General features: G+C 46.6%; 15 protein-coding genes. 5 read left to right on the plus strand and 10 right to left on the minus strand.

The annotated features are described in order from the left end of the window. Window positions 1-156 precede the first annotated feature (156 nt). From RB160_RS11440 to RB160_RS11470, 7 genes are all read right to left on the minus strand, one after another. Window positions 157-873 carry a ComFC family protein gene (locus RB160_RS11440; RefSeq protein WP_316570452.1) on the minus strand — a complete coding sequence of 239 codons (717 nt, stop codon included), beginning with the start codon at window positions 871-873 and terminating at the stop codon, window positions 157-159. Window positions 874-973: 100 nt separating this feature from the next. After that, window positions 974-2,479, minus strand: a complete 1,506-nt coding sequence (locus RB160_RS11445) for an ATP-dependent helicase ComFA (protein ID WP_316570453.1) — start codon at window positions 2,477-2,479, stop codon at window positions 974-976. Beyond that, complete coding sequence (locus RB160_RS11450) at window positions 2,469-3,464, minus strand: nuclease-related domain-containing protein (protein WP_316570621.1); 996 nt, start codon at window positions 3,462-3,464, stop codon at window positions 2,469-2,471. The genes RB160_RS11445 and RB160_RS11450 overlap by 11 nt, the downstream gene beginning before the upstream one ends. Window positions 3,465-4,783: 1,319 nt before the next feature. Beyond that, window positions 4,784-5,623, minus strand: a complete 840-nt coding sequence (locus RB160_RS11455) for a DegV family protein (protein ID WP_316570455.1) — start codon at window positions 5,621-5,623, stop codon at window positions 4,784-4,786. Window positions 5,624-5,816: 193 nt separating this feature from the next. Then, window positions 5,817-7,811: a bifunctional 2',3'-cyclic-nucleotide 2'-phosphodiesterase/3'-nucleotidase gene (locus RB160_RS11460; RefSeq protein ID WP_316570623.1), complete on the minus strand. Its 1,995-nt coding sequence runs from the start codon at window positions 7,809-7,811 to the stop codon at window positions 5,817-5,819. A gap of 421 nt (window positions 7,812-8,232) precedes the next feature. Next, complete coding sequence (locus RB160_RS11465; RefSeq protein WP_316570456.1) at window positions 8,233-8,919, minus strand: response regulator transcription factor; 687 nt, start codon at window positions 8,917-8,919, stop codon at window positions 8,233-8,235. 33 nt (window positions 8,920-8,952) lie between these two features. Further along, window positions 8,953-10,101: a sensor histidine kinase gene (locus tag RB160_RS11470; protein ID WP_316570625.1), complete on the minus strand. Its 1,149-nt coding sequence runs from the start codon at window positions 10,099-10,101 to the stop codon at window positions 8,953-8,955. A gap of 410 nt (window positions 10,102-10,511) precedes the next feature. Here RB160_RS11470 and RB160_RS11475 point away from each other — a divergent pair, with 410 nt between their 5' ends. The 5 genes from RB160_RS11475 to RB160_RS11495 all read left to right on the plus strand — a co-directional run bounded on the left by RB160_RS11475 (window position 10,512) and on the right by RB160_RS11495 (window position 16,998). After that, a complete protein-coding gene (locus RB160_RS11475) occupies window positions 10,512-11,153 on the plus strand; it encodes a YigZ family protein (protein ID WP_316570457.1) in 642 nt (213 codons plus the stop codon). Window positions 11,154-11,244: 91 nt separating this feature from the next. Beyond that, the gene (locus tag RB160_RS11480; protein WP_316570458.1) at window positions 11,245-12,288 is read left to right on the plus strand and encodes an LCP family glycopolymer transferase; all 1,044 of its coding nucleotides are present in this window, start codon (window positions 11,245-11,247) and stop codon (window positions 12,286-12,288) included. A gap of 291 nt (window positions 12,289-12,579) precedes the next feature. Further along, window positions 12,580-14,607, plus strand: a complete 2,028-nt coding sequence (locus RB160_RS11485) for an N-acetylmuramoyl-L-alanine amidase (RefSeq protein WP_316570460.1) — start codon at window positions 12,580-12,582, stop codon at window positions 14,605-14,607. A gap of 152 nt (window positions 14,608-14,759) precedes the next feature. Further along, window positions 14,760-15,473 (plus strand): SH3 domain-containing protein, encoded by a 714-nt coding sequence (locus tag RB160_RS11490; protein ID WP_316570462.1) that lies wholly within the window; start codon window positions 14,760-14,762, stop codon window positions 15,471-15,473. A gap of 1 nt (window position 15,474) precedes the next feature. After that, window positions 15,475-16,998, plus strand: a complete 1,524-nt coding sequence (locus tag RB160_RS11495; protein WP_316570463.1) for a SpoIID/LytB domain-containing protein — start codon at window positions 15,475-15,477, stop codon at window positions 16,996-16,998. Between the two features lie 686 nt (window positions 16,999-17,684). Here the strand turns inward: RB160_RS11495 and RB160_RS11500 are convergent. The 3 genes from RB160_RS11500 to RB160_RS11510 all read right to left on the minus strand — a co-directional run bounded on the left by RB160_RS11500 (window position 17,685) and on the right by RB160_RS11510 (window position 21,253). Continuing rightward, window positions 17,685-18,914: a glycosyltransferase family 4 protein gene (locus tag RB160_RS11500; protein ID WP_316570464.1), complete on the minus strand. Its 1,230-nt coding sequence runs from the start codon at window positions 18,912-18,914 to the stop codon at window positions 17,685-17,687. A gap of 138 nt (window positions 18,915-19,052) precedes the next feature. After that, entirely contained in the window at window positions 19,053-20,135 is a 1,083-nt protein-coding gene (locus RB160_RS11505; RefSeq protein WP_316570466.1) for a glycosyltransferase, read from the minus strand. Continuing rightward, window positions 20,132-21,253 carry a glycosyltransferase family 4 protein gene (locus RB160_RS11510; protein ID WP_316570467.1) on the minus strand — a complete coding sequence of 374 codons (1,122 nt, stop codon included), beginning with the start codon at window positions 21,251-21,253 and terminating at the stop codon, window positions 20,132-20,134. The genes RB160_RS11505 and RB160_RS11510 overlap by 4 nt, the downstream gene beginning before the upstream one ends. Window positions 21,254-21,255 lie beyond the last annotated feature (2 nt).

Genomic DNA, 21,255 nt, shown 5'->3' on the forward strand with positions numbered 1-21,255 from the left:
TTACCCTATGAGAATCCTGCTAAAACAGAACAAAAAGTTTGTCGAAAATTTTACAATTGCACTAAAGGTGTAGTGACAACCTTTTTTCATCAAAAAATAGACGGTATTTTGCTTTACTAGTCGTTTTTGGAGCTTGTCGGGAAATGGAGATTCGTGTCAGCCCCTGGCAATCGTAAGTGAGGAAATTTCCCAAGCCCCCGCTTCCTTCAGGAGTTTAGCCGCATGGCGGAGAGTCGAACCGGTTGTATAAATATCATCGATGAGAAGGATTTTTTTCGCGTTGAGTATTGGGGTTCCCGCGAGGCGGAAAACCTGCGGGATATGGATCCGCGCTTCCCGGGATTTCTTCGATTGTTTTTCACCGTGGATTCTTGCAAGCAAAAGCTCGTACGGGAGGCCTGCTTCCCTTACGATGGCTTCCGCCTGGTTAAAGCCGCGCTCATACTGTCTTTCCTGGCTTAACGGAATTGGCACAACAATATCCGGCTTCCACTTTCGAATTTCCTTAGCGGCCAATTCGCTGAACGCCCTTGCCAAGATGTAATCACCCCGGTACTTGAACCGTGCAATCACTTCCTTCAGAAAATCATTGTATACGTAAAGCGAACGGTTGCGGGTCAGCAGCCCCGCCCACTCGTCATCCTGTTCCCAGCGGTGGCAGTCACCGCAAAGCTCCCCGACCCGAAACCTCTCGTCGTATGCGGAAAACGGGCGCCCGCAAATGCCGCATTGGCTCCCTTCCACCCTTTGGAGGCGTTTCGTACACGGCTCACAGACTATGTATTCCTTCACCTGCGCAAACAGGTTAGTCCATGATTCCTCTTCATCGGTTTCATTCCCGCACAGCAGGCAGCGGTTTGTTGTAAAAAGCATTCCTGATCCTCCTCTAAGAATATTCAGGTTCCATTTTCAGATTTGCCAACCAGCTAATCCCTCCGGCCGGGATTATTACGTAAGGATACCTGCAGGCTGATTAATCAAGCAGACCCTTGGCTTTCCCCTCCCTGTTCATTGCGAGAATTTGCTTTCGGGCATCAACCATCGTATTTGTTTTACCATAATGAAAAAATGTTACGACACCGGTTGGGTGCCTTGCGCTCCTTCCCGCCCGGCCGGCGATTTGGACAAGGGCGCTTTCGGTAAAAATGCGGTCCTCGGCGCCAATGACTGCGACGTCAATGTTTGAGAGTGTGACGCCGCGCTCAAGGATGGTGGTAGTCAGGAGGATGGGCGTTTCGCCGTTCCGCATCCTCTTAACCTTGTCTTTCCGGTCAGGGTCCTCTGCGTGAACAGATTCAATACCTTTATGAAGCTTTTGTAAAATCGGCAAAGCTGCCTGCATCAATTCGATATTCGGGAAAAAGATGAGCGCCTGCTTGCCTACATTGATTCTTTCGTTGGTCCATCTTGTACATTCTTTTGGCAGCTGATTTTTATGAAGCTGTTTCCGCCAGTTGCCGCACCAGGAAAATTCCGGGACGGGAAGAGGATGACGATGGAACCTCGCTGGTATTGTCACGTAAGGTCGTTTCCCTGACCTGCATTCCGCCTGCCATTTCTTGCTCGGGGTGGCGGTTAGGTAAATGATGGAAGAAACCGACTTTCTTGCCCTTTCAGCGGCATATTGGAGCGATTCATCCATCGTGTACGGGAATGCATCGACTTCATCAAGAATCATCGTGTCAAACGCATGCCGGAACCGGAGCAGCTGGTGGGTCGTCGCAATAGTCAGCTGGGAACTAGTGTGGCGCTCCTCAGTTCCACCGTACAAGAAAGCGATTTTTATAGAAGGAAAGGCCTCCTTAAGGCGGGGAGTAAGTTCGAGGACGACATCAGTCCTTGGAGTGGCAATACAGGCCCTTTTACCGCTTGCAATCGCTGCTTCAATCGCCGGGAACAGTACCTCGGTTTTCCCAGCTCCGCAAACAGCCCAGACCAACAAACTCTTATTCTCGCACACAGCTTCAACCGCCCGGGTAGCAGCAACGAATTGGCCATCGGAAAGAGTCCCATCCCATTCGAGAATTTTCCTGGTATTTTCAAAAGCAGGCTGCGGTCCTGACCAGCCAATGAGCGGGGTGCAATCACTAATCCGTCCCATCATGATGCATTTCCTGCAATACCGGCAAACTTCCCCGCATCTTGCACATGCAAATGAGGCGAACAGCTGGGGGTCCTTGTTCCCGCACCGGGAGCAGTGAGGTTTTTTTCTAATGAATTCGATTCCTTTTAAATAAGTTAGGAAGCCATTTTCATAGTGGGTCTGGATTTCTTCAAGCGGCAGGTCGATATCTTCGAGGAGTAGCTGTTTTCCGGCAAGGAGTTCCTGGAGTTTTGGGTTCGGGGTAAAACCGAGGTTGAGCGGTGGATGCGGAATGGTTTGTAATTGGGAGATCCGGTGAGTGTCGGGAGGAAAATGCGGCTGTTCTTTTTTTGGGTAAATAGGGACAATTTTGTCTTGTAAAATTTCATATCTCATACTGCTCTCCCTCTCCAAAGGTCATATTGGCAGGTACCAATGAAGTAGGAGCAAAATAAACTCTCGCTTTTCCTTCCCCACTCCATGTCAGTTGGCTACTTGTTAAAATGCGATATGCCACTCGCCTCGACGTAATCTCAAGAAAAGTGCGCAGCTGCTTATTTGTAATTGATGGACGAAAGATGAGAAAGTAATCCATTAATTTCTGTAAATGTGCATCTTGTGAACAATTGCCACAGTGGCAGCAAATCCACCTAACATTAACAAGCTCCATTTTCCCCCTGCATTTTTGGCAAAGGACCCCTTTTAAAATATCCCTCTCCTTTAACCGATAAATTTCTAGTATATTCTGTTGTTCGGGGCTATGAAGTTTAAGAAGAAAATTGCAAACTTCTTCGATTTCAAAGGTTTGGATAACATCATCAGTATAATAGTCATCCAGCTTAATGATTTTCTGGACGAGGCTGGAAGCATGGCAAACTCGCTTTATCGTTTTTACGTCTGATTTTAAAATCGTTTTATTGCTGGCAACAGAAACTATATAATCGAAAGGCAAATTGGGGATTAACTTTAATAAAATCGCTTGGAGCTGCAGGAGAATATTCTGAGCTTGGGTGATGGGATCCTCAAAGGCCTCTTCCGTATCGCCGTTAATCCGGATCAGTTGGTCAAATACACCATCAAAAAATAAGATTCCTTTAATATTTTTCGATTCAATTACGAGGCAATACCTTGTTGTTAAAATAAGGGAATCAATTTGAAAAAAACTTCCTTGGAAAGGGATTCGGAGGTCATTCAGAATGTAGTATTTGTTTTGATGGGGAAGCAAACGGAGGTAGTAATCAATCTGGGTTTCTCCCCAGTAACCTGCTTTTCGCCGATAATAGTCGTTTTCAATTACGGGATAGGCTGGGCATTGTGGAGAGAGGTTCCTTAAGAGGGCTTCATCCTTGAGGATACGAAGGGGGATTGTTCTTTCTTTCACTTTCAAAAAATTCCACTCCTTTTTAGTTGTAATTTTGTGATTTCTCTATGAATGGTCGCTTTCCCTTCCTGAATGTAGTGGAATTTTTGAACATTCTTTGAACATAAATGGAAGATGTTGATCATGCTAAGCGTATCTAGCAACTTGCTAGCTGGCTCTAGCTTTTATGAACCGATTTTTTTGTTTTTGAACCGCGTTGAACGTTTTATGAACCGGTTTCGGATTTTATGAACCAATCGAGCTGTTTTATGAACCGATTTCCCAATTTATGAACCGAGACCTGTTAATCTCACAAAGACTCTTGAAAATGAACAAGCCACCCTGCTCCGCCAGGGAGGCTGGCGGCTGGATAAAAAGCCGCGCTCCCTAATTTCAGTTTCAATATGATAGCGGCCTCTAGCTTTTATGAACCGAATTTTTAGTTTATGAACCGCGTTGAACGTTTTATGAACCGGATTCAGATTTTATGAACCAATCGAGCTGTTTTATGAACCGAATTCCTAATTTATGAACCGAGACCCGTTAATCTCACAAAGACTCTTGAAAATGAACAAGCCACCCTGCTCCGCCAGGGAGGCTGGCGGCTGGATAAAAAGCCGCGCTCCCTAATTTCAGTTTCAATATGATAGCGGCCTCTAGCTTTTATGAACCGAATTTTTAGTTTATGAACCGCGTTGAACGTTTTATGAACCGGATTCAGATTTTATGAACCAATCGAGCTGTTTTATGAACCGAATTCCTAATTTATGAACCGAGACCCGTTAATCTCACAAAGACTCTTGAAAATGAACAAGCCACCCTGCTCCGCCAGGGAGGCTGGCGGCTGGATAAAAAGCCGCGCTCCCTAATTTCAGTTTCAATATGATAGCGGCCTCTAGCTTTTCTGAACCAAATTTTTAGTTTATGAACCGCGTTGAACGTTTTATGAACCGGATTCAGATTTAATCAACCAATCGAGCTGTTTTATGAACCGAATTCCAAATTTATGAACAGACAACAGATAATCTCAAAAAGAATCTTTAAAAAGAACAAGCCACCCTGCTCCGCCAGGGAGGCTGGCGGCTGGATAAAAAGCCGCGCTCCCTAATTTCAGTTTCAATATGATAGCGGCCTCTAGCTTTTATGAACCAAATTTTTAGTTTATGAACCGCGTTGAACGTTTTATGAACCGGTTTCGGATTTTATGAACCAATCGGGCGTTTTTATGAACCGAACTCCCGATTTATGAACCTACACCTGTTATTTTCCAAATGACTCAGCATAATGAACAAGCCACCCTGCTTCACCCAGGGTGGCCACAAAACAATAAAATAAAATCCCTACTTCCTATACCAACCCATCCCCATCGCACCTTCTCCAAGGTGTGTTCCAATAACGGCGCCGAAATAGCTAATCATGAATTCGACGTGGGGGAAGGCCGTTTCAAGTTCGGCTTTCCATTCGAGGGCTTCTGCCTCGCGGTTGGCGTGGATGATGACGGCTCGGTATTGGCCGCCTTCAGCGACGGTTTCGCCGAGCAATTCGACGATTCGGTTCATTGCCCGTTTTCGGGTTCGGATTTTTTCAACAGGAACGATTTTTTTGTCCTCAAAATGGAGCAGCGGTTTGACCTGGAGCAGGCCCCCGATGAACGCCTGGGCACTGGATAAGCGGCCGCCGCGCTGGAGATGGGACAGGTCATCGACCATAAAGTAGGCGCGTACGGATTGCTTCATCTCCCCGAGCCGGGCGAGTATGGCATCCGGTTCTTCGCCGCGCTGTGCCATTTCAGCCGCCTCCAGGACATAGAATCCTTGCACCATGCAGCTGATTTCCGAATCGAACGGGTAAAGCTTCACCCCTTCGACCATACCGCCGGCTGTAACGGCTCCCTGGTACGTACCGCTAATCCCGCTCGACAAATGAATGCTGATAATCGCATCATATTCACGGGCAAGCTGTTCATACAGCTCGACAAACTGTCCTATCGGCGGCTGGGAAGTCGTTGGCAATTCCTTTGTTTTGACCTCCTCGTAAAATTCGGCCGCTCCCAATTCGACCTCTTCCTGATACGCTTCTTCACCGAAAATGACATTCAACGGAACCATGTATATATTCAACTTTTCCTGTATTTCACGTGGTATGTAAGCTGTGCTATCTGTTACGACTGCCGTTTTCATTGTTTACCATCCTTATCCAATCATCGTTGCTTCCATTGTATCGAATCCACGGCCGTATTGCACCATTGAAGCGAAAGAGCAGCAACTGAATCTTCGAACTCAGAAAAATTAGAACCGCATCCTCTATCCGAATGCGGTTCTAAAAAATTCCCAATATTCAACTAAGGCTCTGCATGGTTACACTCCGTATAACTTAATTCCCAGCCGCTACCGGGATCTTCAAGCCGTATTTCGCAAAGTTGTTCGGTGCATTACCGATATAGGAAATTGGGCTGTTTTGGCCAATTACTGTTTTGGCATCAGGTGTCGATTCGAATGTGACATTTACATTCTTTGAGATAGCGGCGAAGTTCCAGTTCTGGTCGGCAGAAGGGTTGATGGTGCCGATTTCCCGAATGTAATCGATGATTGCCTGGCGGTTCTCATCCGGATACAGATTTACTTCTGATTTGCTGCGTACGCCAGGGAAAGTTCCGCTTGCACGGTAGTTGTTCGTTACGACAATGAATTGCTGTGCTGGATTGATTGGCTGCCCATTGTATTTCAGGTTTTTAATCCGGTTTGACGATGCGTTTAGGACATTGCCGCTTGGATCGTATTTTGCCGGCTGGGTTACATCGATTTCATATGTAACGCCGTCAATGACATCATAATTATACGACGGGAATGCATTGTTGATTAACGGCTGCTCACCAGCGTTGTTCACATCAATTTGATTGAACTGCCCGGCTGACATTTCCAGCCATTCCTTTACATCCGCGCCAGTAATTTTAACTGTTGCAACCGTATTTGGATACAGATAGAGGTCCGCGACGTTTTTGATTGCAATTGTTCCAGCCGGTACGTAGGTGTAGTAGCTGGCTCCGTTCCGTCCCGCCTTAAATGGAGCACCGGCAGACAGGACTGGCAGGCCCGCATCCTTCGTTCCCGCAAGCTGCTTTTCGATATACCATCTTTGCGCATTTGTGACAATCTGAATCGAAGGATCATCCTGGACAAGCGCAAAGTAGCTGTGGATATCGGCTGTTGTTTTACCAACTGGCTGGCGCACGTAATTGACTGTTCCTTCATGGTCCGCCTTCACAGCCTTCAGGACTGCCGGATCGGCATCGGCGAGGCTCTTTTTCGTAACAGAATCATAAATTGGCCGCAGCACTGATTTCGAATCGGTTACGGTCCATTTGCCTTTTATTTTCTCAATCACAATATCCATGACCCCAAGGTTGTTGCCCCAGTTGCCAGCCATGACAAAAGGCACGCCGTTTACGGTCCCTTTCGCTTGGTTTACGCCGGGAAGGTTCTTAAAATCACCCGGGAACAGCATATGGTTATGCCCGGAAACGATGGCATCCACGCCTTTTACTTTGGTCAGGTCATAGGCGGCATCCTCTTCCATTTCACGATATGCGGGATCGCCCATGCCCGAATGAGCAAGTACGATAATTAAATCGGCGCCAGCAGCCTTCATTTTAGGAATGTTTGCTTCAACTGATTTCACAATGTCCTTTGTGATGACCTTTCCATCAAGGTTTGCTTTATCCCAAAGAGTGATTTGCGGAGTAACCGCGCCGATGACCCCAACCTTGATCATCTGGGTTTTCCCAGTCTTATCCGTTACTTTCTTATTAATAATTGTGTATGGCTTAAAATAATTTACATCATTTGCAGGGTTCTTATCGCCATCATATTTATACACGTTTGCATTCACATACGGCATTGGCGCATCATCCAGCACTTCATTAAGGAAAGGCAGGCCATAGTTGAACTCATGGTTCCCAACTGTTGCCGCGTCATATCCCAGGAGGCCTAGCGCCTTAAATACAGGGTGCACCTCGCCATCCTTTAGTACATTGACCGTCGCTTTGTAATCTCCAAGAGGGTTCCCCTGAATCAAATCTCCATTATCAAACAACAGTGTATTCTTCTTCTCTGCCTTGGCCTTCCTAATCAAAGTAGCCGTTTTAGCAAACCCGAACTCATCCGTCGGAGCATCTTTGTAGTAATCGTAGTTGTACAGGTGTGTATGAATATCCGTTGTACCCATAATCCTTAAATCAACGACAAATTTGCCGGCCTGCTCCGGCTTTTTTGCAATTGCTCGTTCCGAGACAAAAGACAATGAAAAAACGGATAATGCTAGTGCCGCTGCTGTGACTGATTTTCCAATCCTCTTCAAAGACCCCTTCACTTCACTCACTTCCTATCCACCGATTTAGTGCCAAGCACCGCTATAATTCTAGCCACCCACAGAAAGGTATGTAAACATTAAAAAAGCGTGAAATTCCGCTAAATTCCGAACTATTTTTACACAAATAAGAGAATTTATTCGTGAAAAATGAAGTTTCTTAGATTCCTATCGGTAAATTTCCCAAAAACCCCATCCATTTGACAATTTTCCATTGGATTTCTCCGAATGTTTTAACCCTTTTTTTGTAAAAAAAGAACACGGGAATCCTCCCGTGTTCTTTGCCAATGTACCATGATGAACCTATGTATGTTGTGACAGCCCACACCAATCAGGGCATTCTTCTTTCAAAAATGGTTGTTACGCCCGAACAGGCCGTTCCACTTTTTCATCGAAATAGCGCCAGATTCCGGCCCCTCAAAACCTATTTAACTTCCACCCAGCCGTTTTTGATGGCCACAACGACTGCCTGGGTACGGTCGTTCACATTCATCTTTTGCAGGATGTTGCTTACATGGTTCTTGACTGTCTTTTCGCTAATGTAAAGGGCTTCACCGATGCCGCGGTTGCTTTTCCCATCAGCGAGCATTTGAAGCACTTCGCATTCCCTCCGCGTCAGCAGGTGGAGCGGACGGCGTACTTCAGGCTGCTGAAGTGTTGCGGCCGCGCTTTCCTCACCGGATCCGACCAGGCGGCGATATTCATTTACAAGGTTATGCGTTACCTTCGGATGGAGATAGGAGCCCCCGGCGGCAACGACCTTGACAGCCTCGATCAGCGCGTCGGCATCCATTTCCTTCAAAAGGTAGCCGCGGGCACCTGTCTGAAGCGCATGCATCACATAATTCTCATCATCATGAATCGAAAGGATGATAACCTTAGCATCCGGATACCGTTCCATGACGCGCCCCGTTGCCTCGACCCCGTTCAGGGTAGGCATATTGATGTCCATGATGACAACATCCGGGTCATATTCCCGGATCAAATCGAGGGCAGCAGTCCCGTCATCTCCTTCGGCAACAACCTGAAAAGACTTTTCAAACTCAAGGATTCTTTTTACACCTTCACGAAAAAGCTGATGATCATCAATAATTACTATTCTCGTTTTCAATCCTATCGCCTCCTTGTAACTACTGCCTGCCACTTACTTCCCATCCGGAAATGGAACCTGGATAATAACCGCGGCTCCCTTTCCTGGCTTGGAGGAGATGGCAAATTGGCCCCCCAAAAGGTCGACTCTTTCCTTCATTCCCATTATGCCAAACGAATTGTATTTCCGTTTTTTCGGATCGAATCCCTTACCATCATCTTTTACAACGACAGTAACAGCATTCTCCGATATTTCGAGCTTTACCTGGATTTCAGTCGCTTCAGCATGTTTAAGCGCGTTTTGGACCGATTCCTGGATAAGCCTGAACAGCGCTACCTCGTAATTGGCGGGAAGGCGCCGCTCTTCTTTCAAGTTGAAAAATGTAATTTTCACTGTTTTGTAATAATCTTCTATTGTCCTCAAGTATTTTTTGAGGGTCGGAACAAGGCCGAGATCATCGAGCGCCATCGGGCGTAAATCGTAAATGATCCGGCGTACTTCATAGAGAGAGGTCCTGACCATTTGCTTAAAGCTTTTTATTTCGGCAATAGCGGCCTCTATTCCGTCTTCACGGTAAACACGCTCAATCAAATCGGATCGCATCATGACATTTGCAAGCATTTGCGCGGGCCCGTCATGGATTTCCCGGGACAGCCTCTTCCGCTCTTCTTCCTGCGCCTCGATGATTTTTATGCCGAATTCCTGCTTAAGCTTTGCATCCTCAAGGATTTCGCCCATTTCCTTCAAATCGCTCATCAAATAATTCATGACGACGGAAATTTGCGAAACGAGGTGGTCTGCCCGCTCAATCGTTTCCCGGATGCTACACATCCTTCGTTGCAAATCTTTTTTCCGTTCACCGAGCTGCCGTTCCATCTGCCTGTTCAGGGTCAGTTCCATTTGCAGCTGGTGCGCCTTCTCGTAGGCTTCACGCACCTCGTCCTCGGTATAGTCCTTAAAGTGCATGCTCACTTCGGAAAGCACATCCCGGGCTTTTCGCACCTGTCCCTCGAGCCTGTCTCCCTCGCATATCACCCTGGCGGTCAGTTCCTCAACCTCTGCCAGTTCGGATGTGAGCATTTCATGGTCGGTTCTCGATTGCTCACCGATCCTAAAAATTTCATCCTTGCTCTTGCCGACGGATTCAATCATTCTTTCAAGAATGATATCTAATGTTTTCGTGTCAAAATCCTTTATACCCATTGCCATTCTCCGCCCCACCTAAACTCCGTAACGGACCCGGCTGCCGTTTGGCAGATTAAGTCCTTTTTCCCTAGTTTATCGTGAATGATTAAATGAAACTATCTAAATTTGGCATAAATTTAAGTTTTCGCCAAAAATCGGCAATTCGATTCACGATTGATTTCTCTATCTAAATCCTTTAGCCTATAGGATGGGTGGCTAAACATTATTGTACTAGGATTTTTTAACTAAACGCAAAATTTTGGTTCCCTGAACTACTAAATTACACTATACAAACAGTAATTATTATAGCATGTTAAGATTTTTCAATGTTGAATATTTTCGTTTTTTTGGCTAAAAAGGACTATAGTAGAGGTTGGGAAATATTAAATAACGGGTAGTTAACAAGAAGGGAAGAGAGGAGCCCTGGAATGCTTGCTGTTTATCGTACTGTGAAACAAACAGGCACACATGAGATCGTCATCGAAAAATCACGGTTCATCGCGCATTGTGCCCGTGCCGAATCGGAAGCCGAAGCACAGGATTTCATCGCGGAAATCAAGCGGCTTCACCGGGACGCGACCCATAATTGCTCCGCCTACCTGATAGGCGAAAACGACCAAATCCAAAAAGCGAATGATGACGGGGAACCGAGCGGGACAGCTGGGGTCCCGATTCTCGAGGTTTTAAAAAAGAAGAAATTGAAGGATACGGTCGTTGTTGTTACAAGGTACTTTGGAGGCATCAAGCTTGGCGCTGGCGGATTGATTCGCGCCTATGGCAAATCAGCTTCAGAAGGGCTCAACGCAACAGGGATTGTAGAAAGGACCCTTATGCAAAGCATGAAGGTTTCGGTCGACTATACTTGGATTGGGAAACTTGAAAACGAATTGAGGAGCTCGCCATACATCCTGAACGGTGTCGACTATGCGGAAAAAGCCATTTTTGACGTTTTTGTGAAGGAAAATGAAACCGGGGAGTTTACTGCCTGGATGACTGAGCTGACAAACGGCCAGGCTTCCATAACAAAAGGCAGCCTAAGCTATTTGGAAAAAGACTGGATTGAAAAATAATCCTATTTACTCTAGTTGGAAATTACTATAAAATAAAGTATTGCCGTAAGCTATTTATGTTTCATATTTCGACTTAAGTGAGGATATTTCCATGATTGAGAATACACGAATAAAAAGGAAGAAGAAACGGAAAATGCGGGTTTTCCGGATGATTGCTCTACTGATGGCATTTCTTGTGATTGGAACCGTCTCCTTTTTTGCATATGAGATTTTTTATAGTACCCAAAAAGCTTCCAAGAAAATATACCATCAGCTTGAGGCTGATAAAACAACCCCTGATGTCCAAGTTACAAAGGATCCATTCACTGTCCTGCTTGTTGGGCTCGAAACCCAAGGTGGCGGGGAGCGGTCGGATGTCCTTATGCTGGCGACCGTCAATCCGAGAACCGAAAAAATTTACATGCTAAGCATCCCGAGGGATACGAGGCTGTATATCGATGAGGTAGGCTATAAGACGAAAATTACGCATTCGTACGGGAATGGCGGAATCGAAACGACCATCAAGGCAGTCCAGAGCCTTCTGGACGTCCCAATCGATTACTATATTTCTACCAATTTTGATGGATTCGAGGATGTTGTCGATACGCTGAATGGTGTAAAAGTCGATGTTCCTTTCACATTCAAAGCGCAGTTGACCGGCAGCTTAAAGTGGAAGACATACTATAAGGGCGAGATGCAGCTAAACGGAAACGAAGCTCTTGCTTACGTCCGGATGAGGAAAACCGACCCGAACGGCGACCATGGCCGGAATCAGCGCCAGCAGCAGGTCATTAAGGCGATTATTGACAAAGGCACTTCGTTCACCTCAATTACTAAGATTGATAATTTGATAGACGATATGGGGGAAAACGTGAAAACAAACATCCCTCCATCCAAGTTTGCAAGCTTTGTGAAACTTTATTCCAAGCTTAAAAACGCGCCAATTGAGAACCTCAAGATTGAGGGTACCGACCAGACGATCAACAATGGCTCCTATTTCATCCCGGACGAAGATTCACTTGCCGAGCTCACCACACTGCTTACTCAAGCGCGCGGTGAAGGTTCGGAAAGCTCTTCTTCACTGGCTGGCTCAAGTTCGGCCAATTCCGCCGCGGCATCAGGCTATGATGGTGACGGGCAAAACGGGAATGAATAGGATCCTACGATTGTCCATTTCCACATAAAAATATTTTTAGATACAGGCTTCCGCCATCCGGGCGGGAGCTTTTTTTTGCTTTTAAACAAACGGTAATTTATTCCTGCAAATCCAGTTCTTTTTTCGTTAAAAATCCCGTCGTACCGCAGGTTCTGCCAGAATTTTATTCTTTCCAATTTGACCAATAATCTCCCAAACTGCCAGAATAGAACTATATTCGCATTGGAATGTTTGACATATTCCGCTAAAATAGGTAATGAATCTGAATGTCCATGGAGGGATAACGATAACGTGAAAAAGTTTTTAGCCTCTTCTGTCCTTGCAACAACGGTTCTGTTTCCTGCCCTCGCTGGTGCAGAAGAGTTGCGTTTACCAACTAAGTTAACCACAGCCGAGAGAATTGAAATCCATAAAGGAGCTACCTTAAATTACCCGGTCGTTACTTTTATATCCTCAGGCCAAAAAGTTACAGTCATTGATCAATTTACAAATTCCCTTGGCCAATTATGGTATAGGGTTGACCTCGGAACAGTTAAAGGGTGGGCACCTGCCACCAAATTCAAAACATTAACCGAAACAGAACCGCCCGCACCACCGGCTGCAGAGCTTCCAAGCGGAGCACCGGAGATTGGCGCAGATGTTTATTCATATTTCAACAACGCGGAAGTAAGGCGTGGCGCCTCGCTCTCCTACTCAGTCAATGCGTATCTTTCCTTTAATGCGAAAGTGCCTGTCCTGGCAACCTTCACATCTCAATCAGGCGAGCTATGGCTAAGAGTTCAGGCAACGCCGACAGTCGCTGGCTGGATTCCCGCCTCACAGATCGGCACCGTCCAGGCATTGGACATGCCTTTGTATGTAAGCGTTGATTCGGCTAATGTGCGTAGCGGCCCTTCAATGGCCCATGATGTGATGGAATCCTATCCGAAAGGTACAAAACTCAGTGCCCTGGAGCAGCAGGCGGATGCAGACGGCGATGTATGGTACAAAGTGCTGACCCCCTCAAACCAAAACTACTGGGTACACGAGTCAGTCGTTTCACAGGAGCCTGTCTATGTTTCTCCGACAAGATATGTTGCCACACGAAACACATCCCTGTATTCCGGAGCCACCTTCGAATATAAAATTAAGCAAAAATTAGGGTATTTAAGCACTGTTACATTTTTACAAGAGTTCACGAACTCCCTAGGGCAAACGTGGCTGAATGTCAAAACGCCAACAGGGGTCACTGGCTGGGTGCCTAAAAATGAACTTGTTTCATCAAAAAGTGAAATCACCTATGTATATGGGTTGAACAAAGCCCCGGTCAGGCGAGGAGCTTCAACAAATTACTCCGTTTATGTGTATTTGAAAGAAAACGAGGCTGTGAATGTCCTAAATGAGCTGAACGGCTGGCTGAATGTCGAAACATCTGCCGGCATTCGCGGGTGGGTGGACAAATCGCTTACCTCACCTACATCGCTTACAATCAAAAAGCTTTCAGCGCCAACCTTGGAAGTAAGGAATGGAGACCAATATCTCGTCTGGAAAAAGTCATCCAACTACAAATTCAAGTATTCAATATCCGGAAACCAGCTGAAACTTTCCGGCGGGCTGACGGATGTTGAAACGCCAATGGATTATATACCTGGAATTGAATCGGTTACCGTTCAAAACTCCGGAGCTGGGGATAAGATTGCGGTTCTGACCTTTCAGCCTGGGCATACGTTCACTATCCGCAACAGCAAGACCGAAGTATCAATCAAAGTTATGCAAACAGGACTATTCGGCAAAAAAATCCTTATTGACCCCGGCCATGGCGGAAAGGATCCAGGAGCAATCGGCCCTACGGGATTACGGGAAAAAGATGTTGTCCTTTCAACAGGCCTTCTGCTAAAAAGGGAATTGGAAAGCCAAGGGGCAATTGTATACATGACCCGTTCAACAGACGTATTCCTGGAACTTAAACAAAGGACGGCGATCGCGAATGCATCTGATTACGATGCATTTATAAGCCTGCATGCGAATGCGAATGATTCCCGGACCCCTAGAGGAACGGAAACGTATTACAATACGACGGTCAACTTCAATGGTGTAAAGAGCTCCACAATGGCAAGCGATATTCAAAGGCATCTCGTTTCTTCGATTGGAACGCCAAGCAGGGGCATCAAGGAACAGACATTTTATGTAAACCGCATGAACGAACTGCCTAGCATTCTTGTCGAGCTTGCCTTCATTTCGAACAGGACTGAAGAATCCCTAATGCGTTCCGATACATTCAAGAGGAACTCAGCAATCGGAATCCGTAAAGGACTTGAAGTGTATTTCAGCAAACTTTAGGCTAAGTACCGAAAAAGATTAGAGACAAAAATCCATCGCCAATTTTGCGGTTTTCATAGAATACTAATCTTTCAGAGAAAGTGATAGGGACAACACTTTACTTTTACCCCTATCATTTTCTCTTAAACATGTATACAGGGGGTTTTTAACAAATGAAACGAGCGAAAAAACTAATCGCGGCAGGGGCAATCGCACTTGGAATTGGCGCAGGGGCCGTCATTGTTACACCAATCGGCATGAACGCTTCTGGGAACGTTGTCCTTGCAAGCGTAGATTGGGTAACATCCCAGCTTAATCCTTTAAATACGAAAATAACCGGGCTTCAAACAAAAACGGCGGATCTTGAAGCAAAAATCGCAAAACAGCAGCAGGAGATTGAAAGCCTGAAAGCCCAAATCGGCAACCAGACACCGACATCACCGCCACCGCCACCAGAAGGACAGCTGCCGTCAGTTGTGTATGCCAAGAGCTCTGTCGACATCCGTTCTGGTGCATCGACGAAATATAAAATCCTTGCCTCAAAACCAGCTGGGAGCTCCTTGAAAGTAATCGGCTCAGTCACCGTTGCCACAGGTCTTTGGTACAGGATTGAAGTAACACCTAGCATACTAGGATGGGTGTTCTCTGGGGATGTTTCGACAACAAAGCCGGCTGTGACCGCTCCAACAACTGTTACAGTTAAATCGGAAGCAAATATCCGCAGGGGTGCTTCAACCGTCTATACGATTGTAGCAACCGTTAAAGCGGGAACAAATTTGAAATACTTGAGCACGTTCACCAACTCAAACGGGGAAACTTGGTACAACGTAGAAACCTCCGCCGGAGTCCGGGGCTGGATGATCAGCACCCTTGGCGAGGTGAAGTAAGTTGAGAAAACTTTATCCGTTCCTTTGCCTTCTGCTTTTATTAACCGCCTTTCCGCAAACGGGAAAAGCGGCCGAGCCTGTCCAGTACCAAAATAAAGTGGATGTCTCGATCTTACTTGCGTCGAGCTTTCCAATGGTCTTGAATGGGACGTACCAGCTTGTTAACAAAGATACTGGAAAAGCCCAGGTTATTCCCCCAGGAACGACCATTTCGGTAAAAAAGGATACAGCGGGCGTAACCGTTACGTACACCGGATTCAGCGGAACTTCCGCGAAGGGATTCGATCTCCAGGAAGTTTCTTCAACGAAAAAAATTGCTTTTTTCACCTATGAAACCGACATGAGGCGCGGCGCATCGACTAGCTATGATGTCATCCATACCTTCAAGGCAAACGACACAGCCGATTTCCTTGAGGAGATTACAAACTCCCAGGGCCAGGTATGGTACAGGGTATCCGCGGCCGGAAAGACAGGCTGGGTGCCGTTTACGTATATAAACCTGATTGACGCTCCATCCGAGTCTCTTACGACAATCAATAACAAAACGACGTACCGGGGCAGCTTTTTCCTGAAGCCTAACGGAAACAAGGTTGAAGTCATGAACACACTTGGCATGGAGGATTATCTAAAAGGGGTTGTTCCGAGCGAAATGCCGGCCTCCTGGCACATGGAAGCCCTAAAGGCGCAGGCAATTGTCGCGCGGACGTACGCGACCCGCATCCGCGCCCTGACCAACACTGCTGCAAGCCAGGTATACGGCGGATATACAGCCGAGAATTCAAGGTCGAACGCTGCCATCAAGGAAACTGAAGGCCTACTAGTAAGATACGACGGTAAAGTGGCGGAAACGTTCTTCTTTTCCACAAGCGGAGGAAAAACAGCGAACGTAGGCGATGTCTGGCGATCAAACCAATCCTACTATCCGTATCTCGTTTCCGTCGATGACCCACATGAATCATCACAGTATACTTCGTGGACGAAAATCTTTCCCGCTTCCACGATCTTAAAATCATTCGGTTACCCGGAAACGGCCACCCTTTACAACATCACCCTTTCAAAAACAGGGGCAAATGGCGAAGTAAGAGGTGTTACGATTGAAACATCCGCTGGAACAATGACCAAAACCGGCAATGAATCTGAAATTAGGAAGTTATTCCCAATCCCTGAACCGAAAGCCTACAATATGCTTTATTCAAACTGGTTTGATATCTCGGTTAAAAGGGAAACCGCTGCTATGTCAGTCCAAACATCGACAGCCACCACAGCGATTGAAACACTCAAAGGCTACACAGTCCAGACACCTCAGGGCACCGTCACACTGGATGGTTCCGGAGTCTCAATCCAAACCTCCAGCGGCGTTGTTTCAAGCCAAGGAGCCGGCATATCCGAAGTCATCGTGACCGGAAAAGGCTGGGGCCACCGCATCGGCATGAGCCAATACGGAGCCAGAGGATTCGCTGAAAAAGGCTACACAGCAGAACAAATCGTCACCCACTACTTCAAGGGAACGACTGTATCGAAGTAATATGTTAGGCTAAATAAGAATTCCGCACCATTTAGTAGTTGGTGCGGAATTTTTTTATTTCTGAGTAGTTGGTTCGCGTTGATTAATTTTTAGTGAGGGTTTCATTTTTTGGGTGAAAGAGTGCTGTTTTGAATCGATGGGTTTTTTCTTTTTCAACGATGTTCTCTTTTAGCTTAGTTGGGATGAGGTTTATAAGTCCTAAGGGGTTGGAGGGGCATAAATATGGATATCGGTTCATAAAATCAGGTTTACGGTTCATAAATTCCGTTTTCGGTTCATAAAATCAAAATTTCGGTTCATAAATTAGCAGTTCCGGTTCATAAATACACGATTTCGGTTCATAAAAGCCGGGACAAGATTAACTAATTTCTGAAGTATCTAAATTTGAAGCGAGCAATAAGCTACAGAACCCCCTTTTTAAAAGTACTATCCTTATGAATGCGCTCATGTACTCAACGGGATAGTCCCAGTTCATAAATTTGGATTTCGGTTCATAAAATCAGTTTTTCGGTTCATAAATTCTACTTACGGTTCATAAAAAAGCAGTTCCGGTTCATAAAGTTATGATTCTGGTTCATAAAAGCTAGGATGCGATAGCAATCTGCTAGCTCTAAATTCCCGACTCCCCGCCTATTCTCCCACATCAAAAGAAAGTGCGGGGCAACTTTGCCCCGCACTGTACAACCCTATTTCTTCGCTGCACCTTTAATATTTTCTAAAATGTCATCTACAATACTGCTCCAGGAATACTGCTCTACGGCAAGATTCCTGCCGTTTTCGCTCATCTTGGTGTATTTTGCTTCGTCAACTCTCATTAGTTCGCGAATTGCAGCTGCGATTCCTTCGGGGTTTTCCGGCGGAGCGATTTTACCGCAATTGTATTCCTCAAGAATGGCGGCACTCTCACCGACGCCGCAATACAGGACCGGAACGCCGCAGGATATCGCAGGGAAGATTTTCGACGGGCGTGCCCCCTTGAACAAATCAATGTTCCTTAAGGAAACGATGCTATAATCCGCCGCGGAAAACAGGCGGGGCATTTCGGAGACCGGAACGGATCCATAGAAAGTAACATTATCAAGCTTTAGGTCATCCTTCATTTTATGGAGCTTATCCCGCTCCTGGCCGTCACCGACAAAGAGGAAATGAGCATCCGGATCGGTTTCCTTCAACAGCGCAGCCGCTTCGAGGACAGAATCAAGCCCCTGGGCATAACCGAATGTTCCGGCATACATGAACACTTTTTTCCCTTCAGCGCCAATTTCCTTTAGAATGCCTAAATCCTTTGGCATCGGCTTGAATGTATCGGTATTGACGCCGTTTGGAAGCAGGAATACGTCCTCTGGCTTCTTCCCTTTGTCAATCATATACTGGCGGATGCCTTCTGTCGCGGTCGCAATTTTCCACGACTTCCGGTACAGGAACATCTCGAGCCACTCCGCCATCCGGATGAAGTTCTTGTTTTTCAAAATCCCGAGCTCTACGGCAGACTCCGGCCATATGTCGGCAACGTTGAAAACAAATTTCGCCCGTTTGATTTTCGCGCCTAAATACCCGGTTATTCCGAGGAATAATGGCGGGGAGTTGCAAATGATGACATCGGTCGGCCTCGCTTTGAAAATCGAATAAAACGCGCTGAACGTAAACGAAAAATACGATGCGAGCCGTTTCCAAAAGCTGCCCTTTGGCGATGGATAAATCCATGAGCGATGGACCGGGATGCCATCCCAATTTTCAAATTTATAAAACATTCCCTTGTACTCGTCGGGGATGACTCCCTTTGGATGGTGCGGGAACGCGGTCAGGACTTCCGCCTGGTGGCCGCGCCGGATCAATTCCTTGCTTACCTCATACACCCGGATTTGCGGCGCTCCTGTTTCTGGCGGAAAGTGCTGGCATAGATAGATAACTTTCATGTTAAAAACTCCAATATGTTGGGATAAAACAGCTGCCTTAATAAATGACGGCAGCACTGTGTTACATCACAAGCCGGTAACTTTTACATCAAAGCATGTAGATTGTTTGAAAGAAAGGAGCTAAATAAATTAGTCGGTCTACTCCATCTTTAACGTCTTCCTGTATAGCTTAACCATATCGGCCGCATTTTGCGTCCAGTCGTAGTTTTCCCGGACATGCCGGATTCCATTAACAGACATTTCCTGCCTTGTTTCCGGCTCTCTGATGAGCTTCAGGAAGGCTTCCGATAGCTGTTTCGGGTTTTCTTTTGGCACGACATAGCCGGTCTTTCCTTCAATGACGACTTCCGGCAGGCCGCCCACGTTCGATACGACCGGCGGGACGCCGCAAGCCATCGCCTCGACCGCCGCCACTCCAAAGCTTTCGCTGTCTTCCGTTGACGGCACGGCGAAAATATTCATTTGATTGATATAAGCGGGAACTTCAGTGTTCGGAACGCGCCCAGTAAATTTCGTGGCCTCACTTATTCCAAGGTCACGGGCAAGCTGTTCATATTCAGCGCGCTGCGGCCCGTCTCCGACGATGAGAAGCTTAGAGGAAGGATAGGCCTCATAAACGATTGCAAACGCCCTTATAAGGTCTGCAATGCCGTATTTATCGGACAGGGCTTTTACTGTCCCAATTATGATGCTATCCTCGCCCTGCTCATCTGCAGGACGCTCCAAGGGCTTGAATTTTTCCAAATCGACCCCAAAAGGCGTCACGTAAATATGCTTATTTGTATATTTATTAGTTTCCACTGCCATGACATGGCTTGTCGAACAGATTGTATCCGCCTTGCCAAGCGTGTATTCAACGATTTTCCTGTTCACGGAGCCCTGCTGCGGGAACTGGAATATATCGCGCCCCCAGACGGAAACATAGTAAGGTTTATAGCCGGCAAGCGCGCCAATGAAGCCATAGCTCGATACATAATGTGCGTGGAGGATGTCCGGCTTGAGTTCCTTCAAAATCTTCCTCAGGCTGAACACACCCGAAAAGTACGATAGTTTTCCCGGAAGCAGCTTTGGAAGCTGGATTGTCTCCACTTCCTTTGCATTTTCCTCCGAATAGTGGTCGGCAAACGTGACAACTTTCACATCAATGCCGTTATTTTTATAAAAAAGCGCCCATTTATGGGTATGGATCGACCTTCCTGGCGCAAGCAGAAGGATTTTCACAGTTTGCCACCTCCCGTCAGGCTTTCATGAACTTTCTCCACCCTGGCTTTCCAGGAATGGTTTCGGATGAACGTTTCTTTAATTTGTTCACGGTACTTACCAGTTTCCCCGCTCATCTGGCTTATCGCGGCCGCCATTGAAGCGGAATTGTCCTCACAGATAAGGCCATAGCCGCCGCCCTCGATGATTTCCTCCTGAGCGCTGCAATTGGTCGCGAGGACAGGAAGACCATTCGAGAGGTACTCGACGAGCTTTACCGGGACGGAGAAGTCGTTGTAAGTGCTTTTGTAGCGCGGGATGAACGCGAAGTCTATTTCCATGTACAGCTCATTCAGGTCTTCTCCGCTCACATGGCGTACCGCCACTTCCTGTCTTTCAAGCCGTTCCTTCTTTTCCGCAGGAAGATTTGCGAACTCATCCTCGCGGCACACAACGGTCAAGTCGCATACCTTCCTATCGGCATTCACTTTTTCAAGCGCGTCAAGCAACAGGAAGAGCCCGTAATCTTCGTTGTTGATTCCGCCTACGTAAATCCCTTTGGACGGAACATCCGGAGCGCTGCCCTTGGAAGATGCAGGTATCCGGTCCGTTCCCCCAGGCGGCAGGGAAATTTTCGGAAGGTTAATATCGACAAAGCGACCCATCGCATCGCTTGGCAGGAAGACAATCTTGCAATATTTTTCGTAAAAACGCTCTTCCATCCTGTACACAAATTGCATGAGCGCCTTTTTGGCCCCCTTCAATGGATAGAGTTCATCAAACTTCCAGTACACATCCCTGTAAAAAACCCCGACAGGGACATTTTTTTTCTGTAAAAAAGACATCACATTCGAATCGACAAATGGCTGCTTCGGAATATGGCCCGAATCAGTCAGCCAAAAAGGAATCGTCTGGTTTTCCATATAGCAGAACAGAAGATTGTCGAGCCGCCCTTCAGACTTCCATTGCTCAAACTGTGCGGATCGTTCCTTAGACTGGCCGGATAGAAGCAGGATATCAATTCCGTGCTCCCTCCCCCATTCGAGGAAAGCTTCGTGCATTTTCCGCGGCCGGAGCTTCGAACCGCTGTTTGCATTTTTGGCAAGCTGGAAGGGATAGTAAAGCAGTACAGTTTTCATTG

This window comes from Neobacillus sp. YIM B06451 (genome assembly GCF_032667185.1).
GTDB lineage: Bacteria > Bacillota > Bacilli > Bacillales > Cytobacillaceae > Bacillus_D.

Excerpts from the sequence above, each read along its gene's own strand:
- RB160_RS11490 (WP_316570462.1), top strand. The coding sequence starts at position 14,760 with ATGAAACGAGCGAAAAAACTAATCGCGGCAGGGGCAATCGCACTTGGA.
- RB160_RS11500 (WP_316570464.1), bottom strand. The coding sequence starts at position 18,914 with ATGAAAGTTATCTATCTATGCCAGCACTTTCCGCCAGAAACAGGAGCG.
- RB160_RS11455 (WP_316570455.1), bottom strand. The coding sequence starts at position 5,623 with ATGAAAACGGCAGTCGTAACAGATAGCACAGCTTACATACCACGTGAA.
- RB160_RS11445 (WP_316570453.1), bottom strand. The coding sequence starts at position 2,479 with ATGAGATATGAAATTTTACAAGACAAAATTGTCCCTATTTACCCAAAA.
- RB160_RS11480 (WP_316570458.1), top strand. The coding sequence starts at position 11,245 with ATGATTGAGAATACACGAATAAAAAGGAAGAAGAAACGGAAAATGCGG.
- RB160_RS11475 (WP_316570457.1), top strand. The coding sequence starts at position 10,512 with ATGCTTGCTGTTTATCGTACTGTGAAACAAACAGGCACACATGAGATC.
- RB160_RS11470 (WP_316570625.1), bottom strand. The coding sequence starts at position 10,101 with ATGGGTATAAAGGATTTTGACACGAAAACATTAGATATCATTCTTGAA.
- RB160_RS11440 (WP_316570452.1), bottom strand. The coding sequence starts at position 873 with ATGCTTTTTACAACAAACCGCTGCCTGCTGTGCGGGAATGAAACCGAT.
- RB160_RS11510 (WP_316570467.1), bottom strand. The coding sequence starts at position 21,253 with ATGAAAACTGTACTGCTTTACTATCCCTTCCAGCTTGCCAAAAATGCA.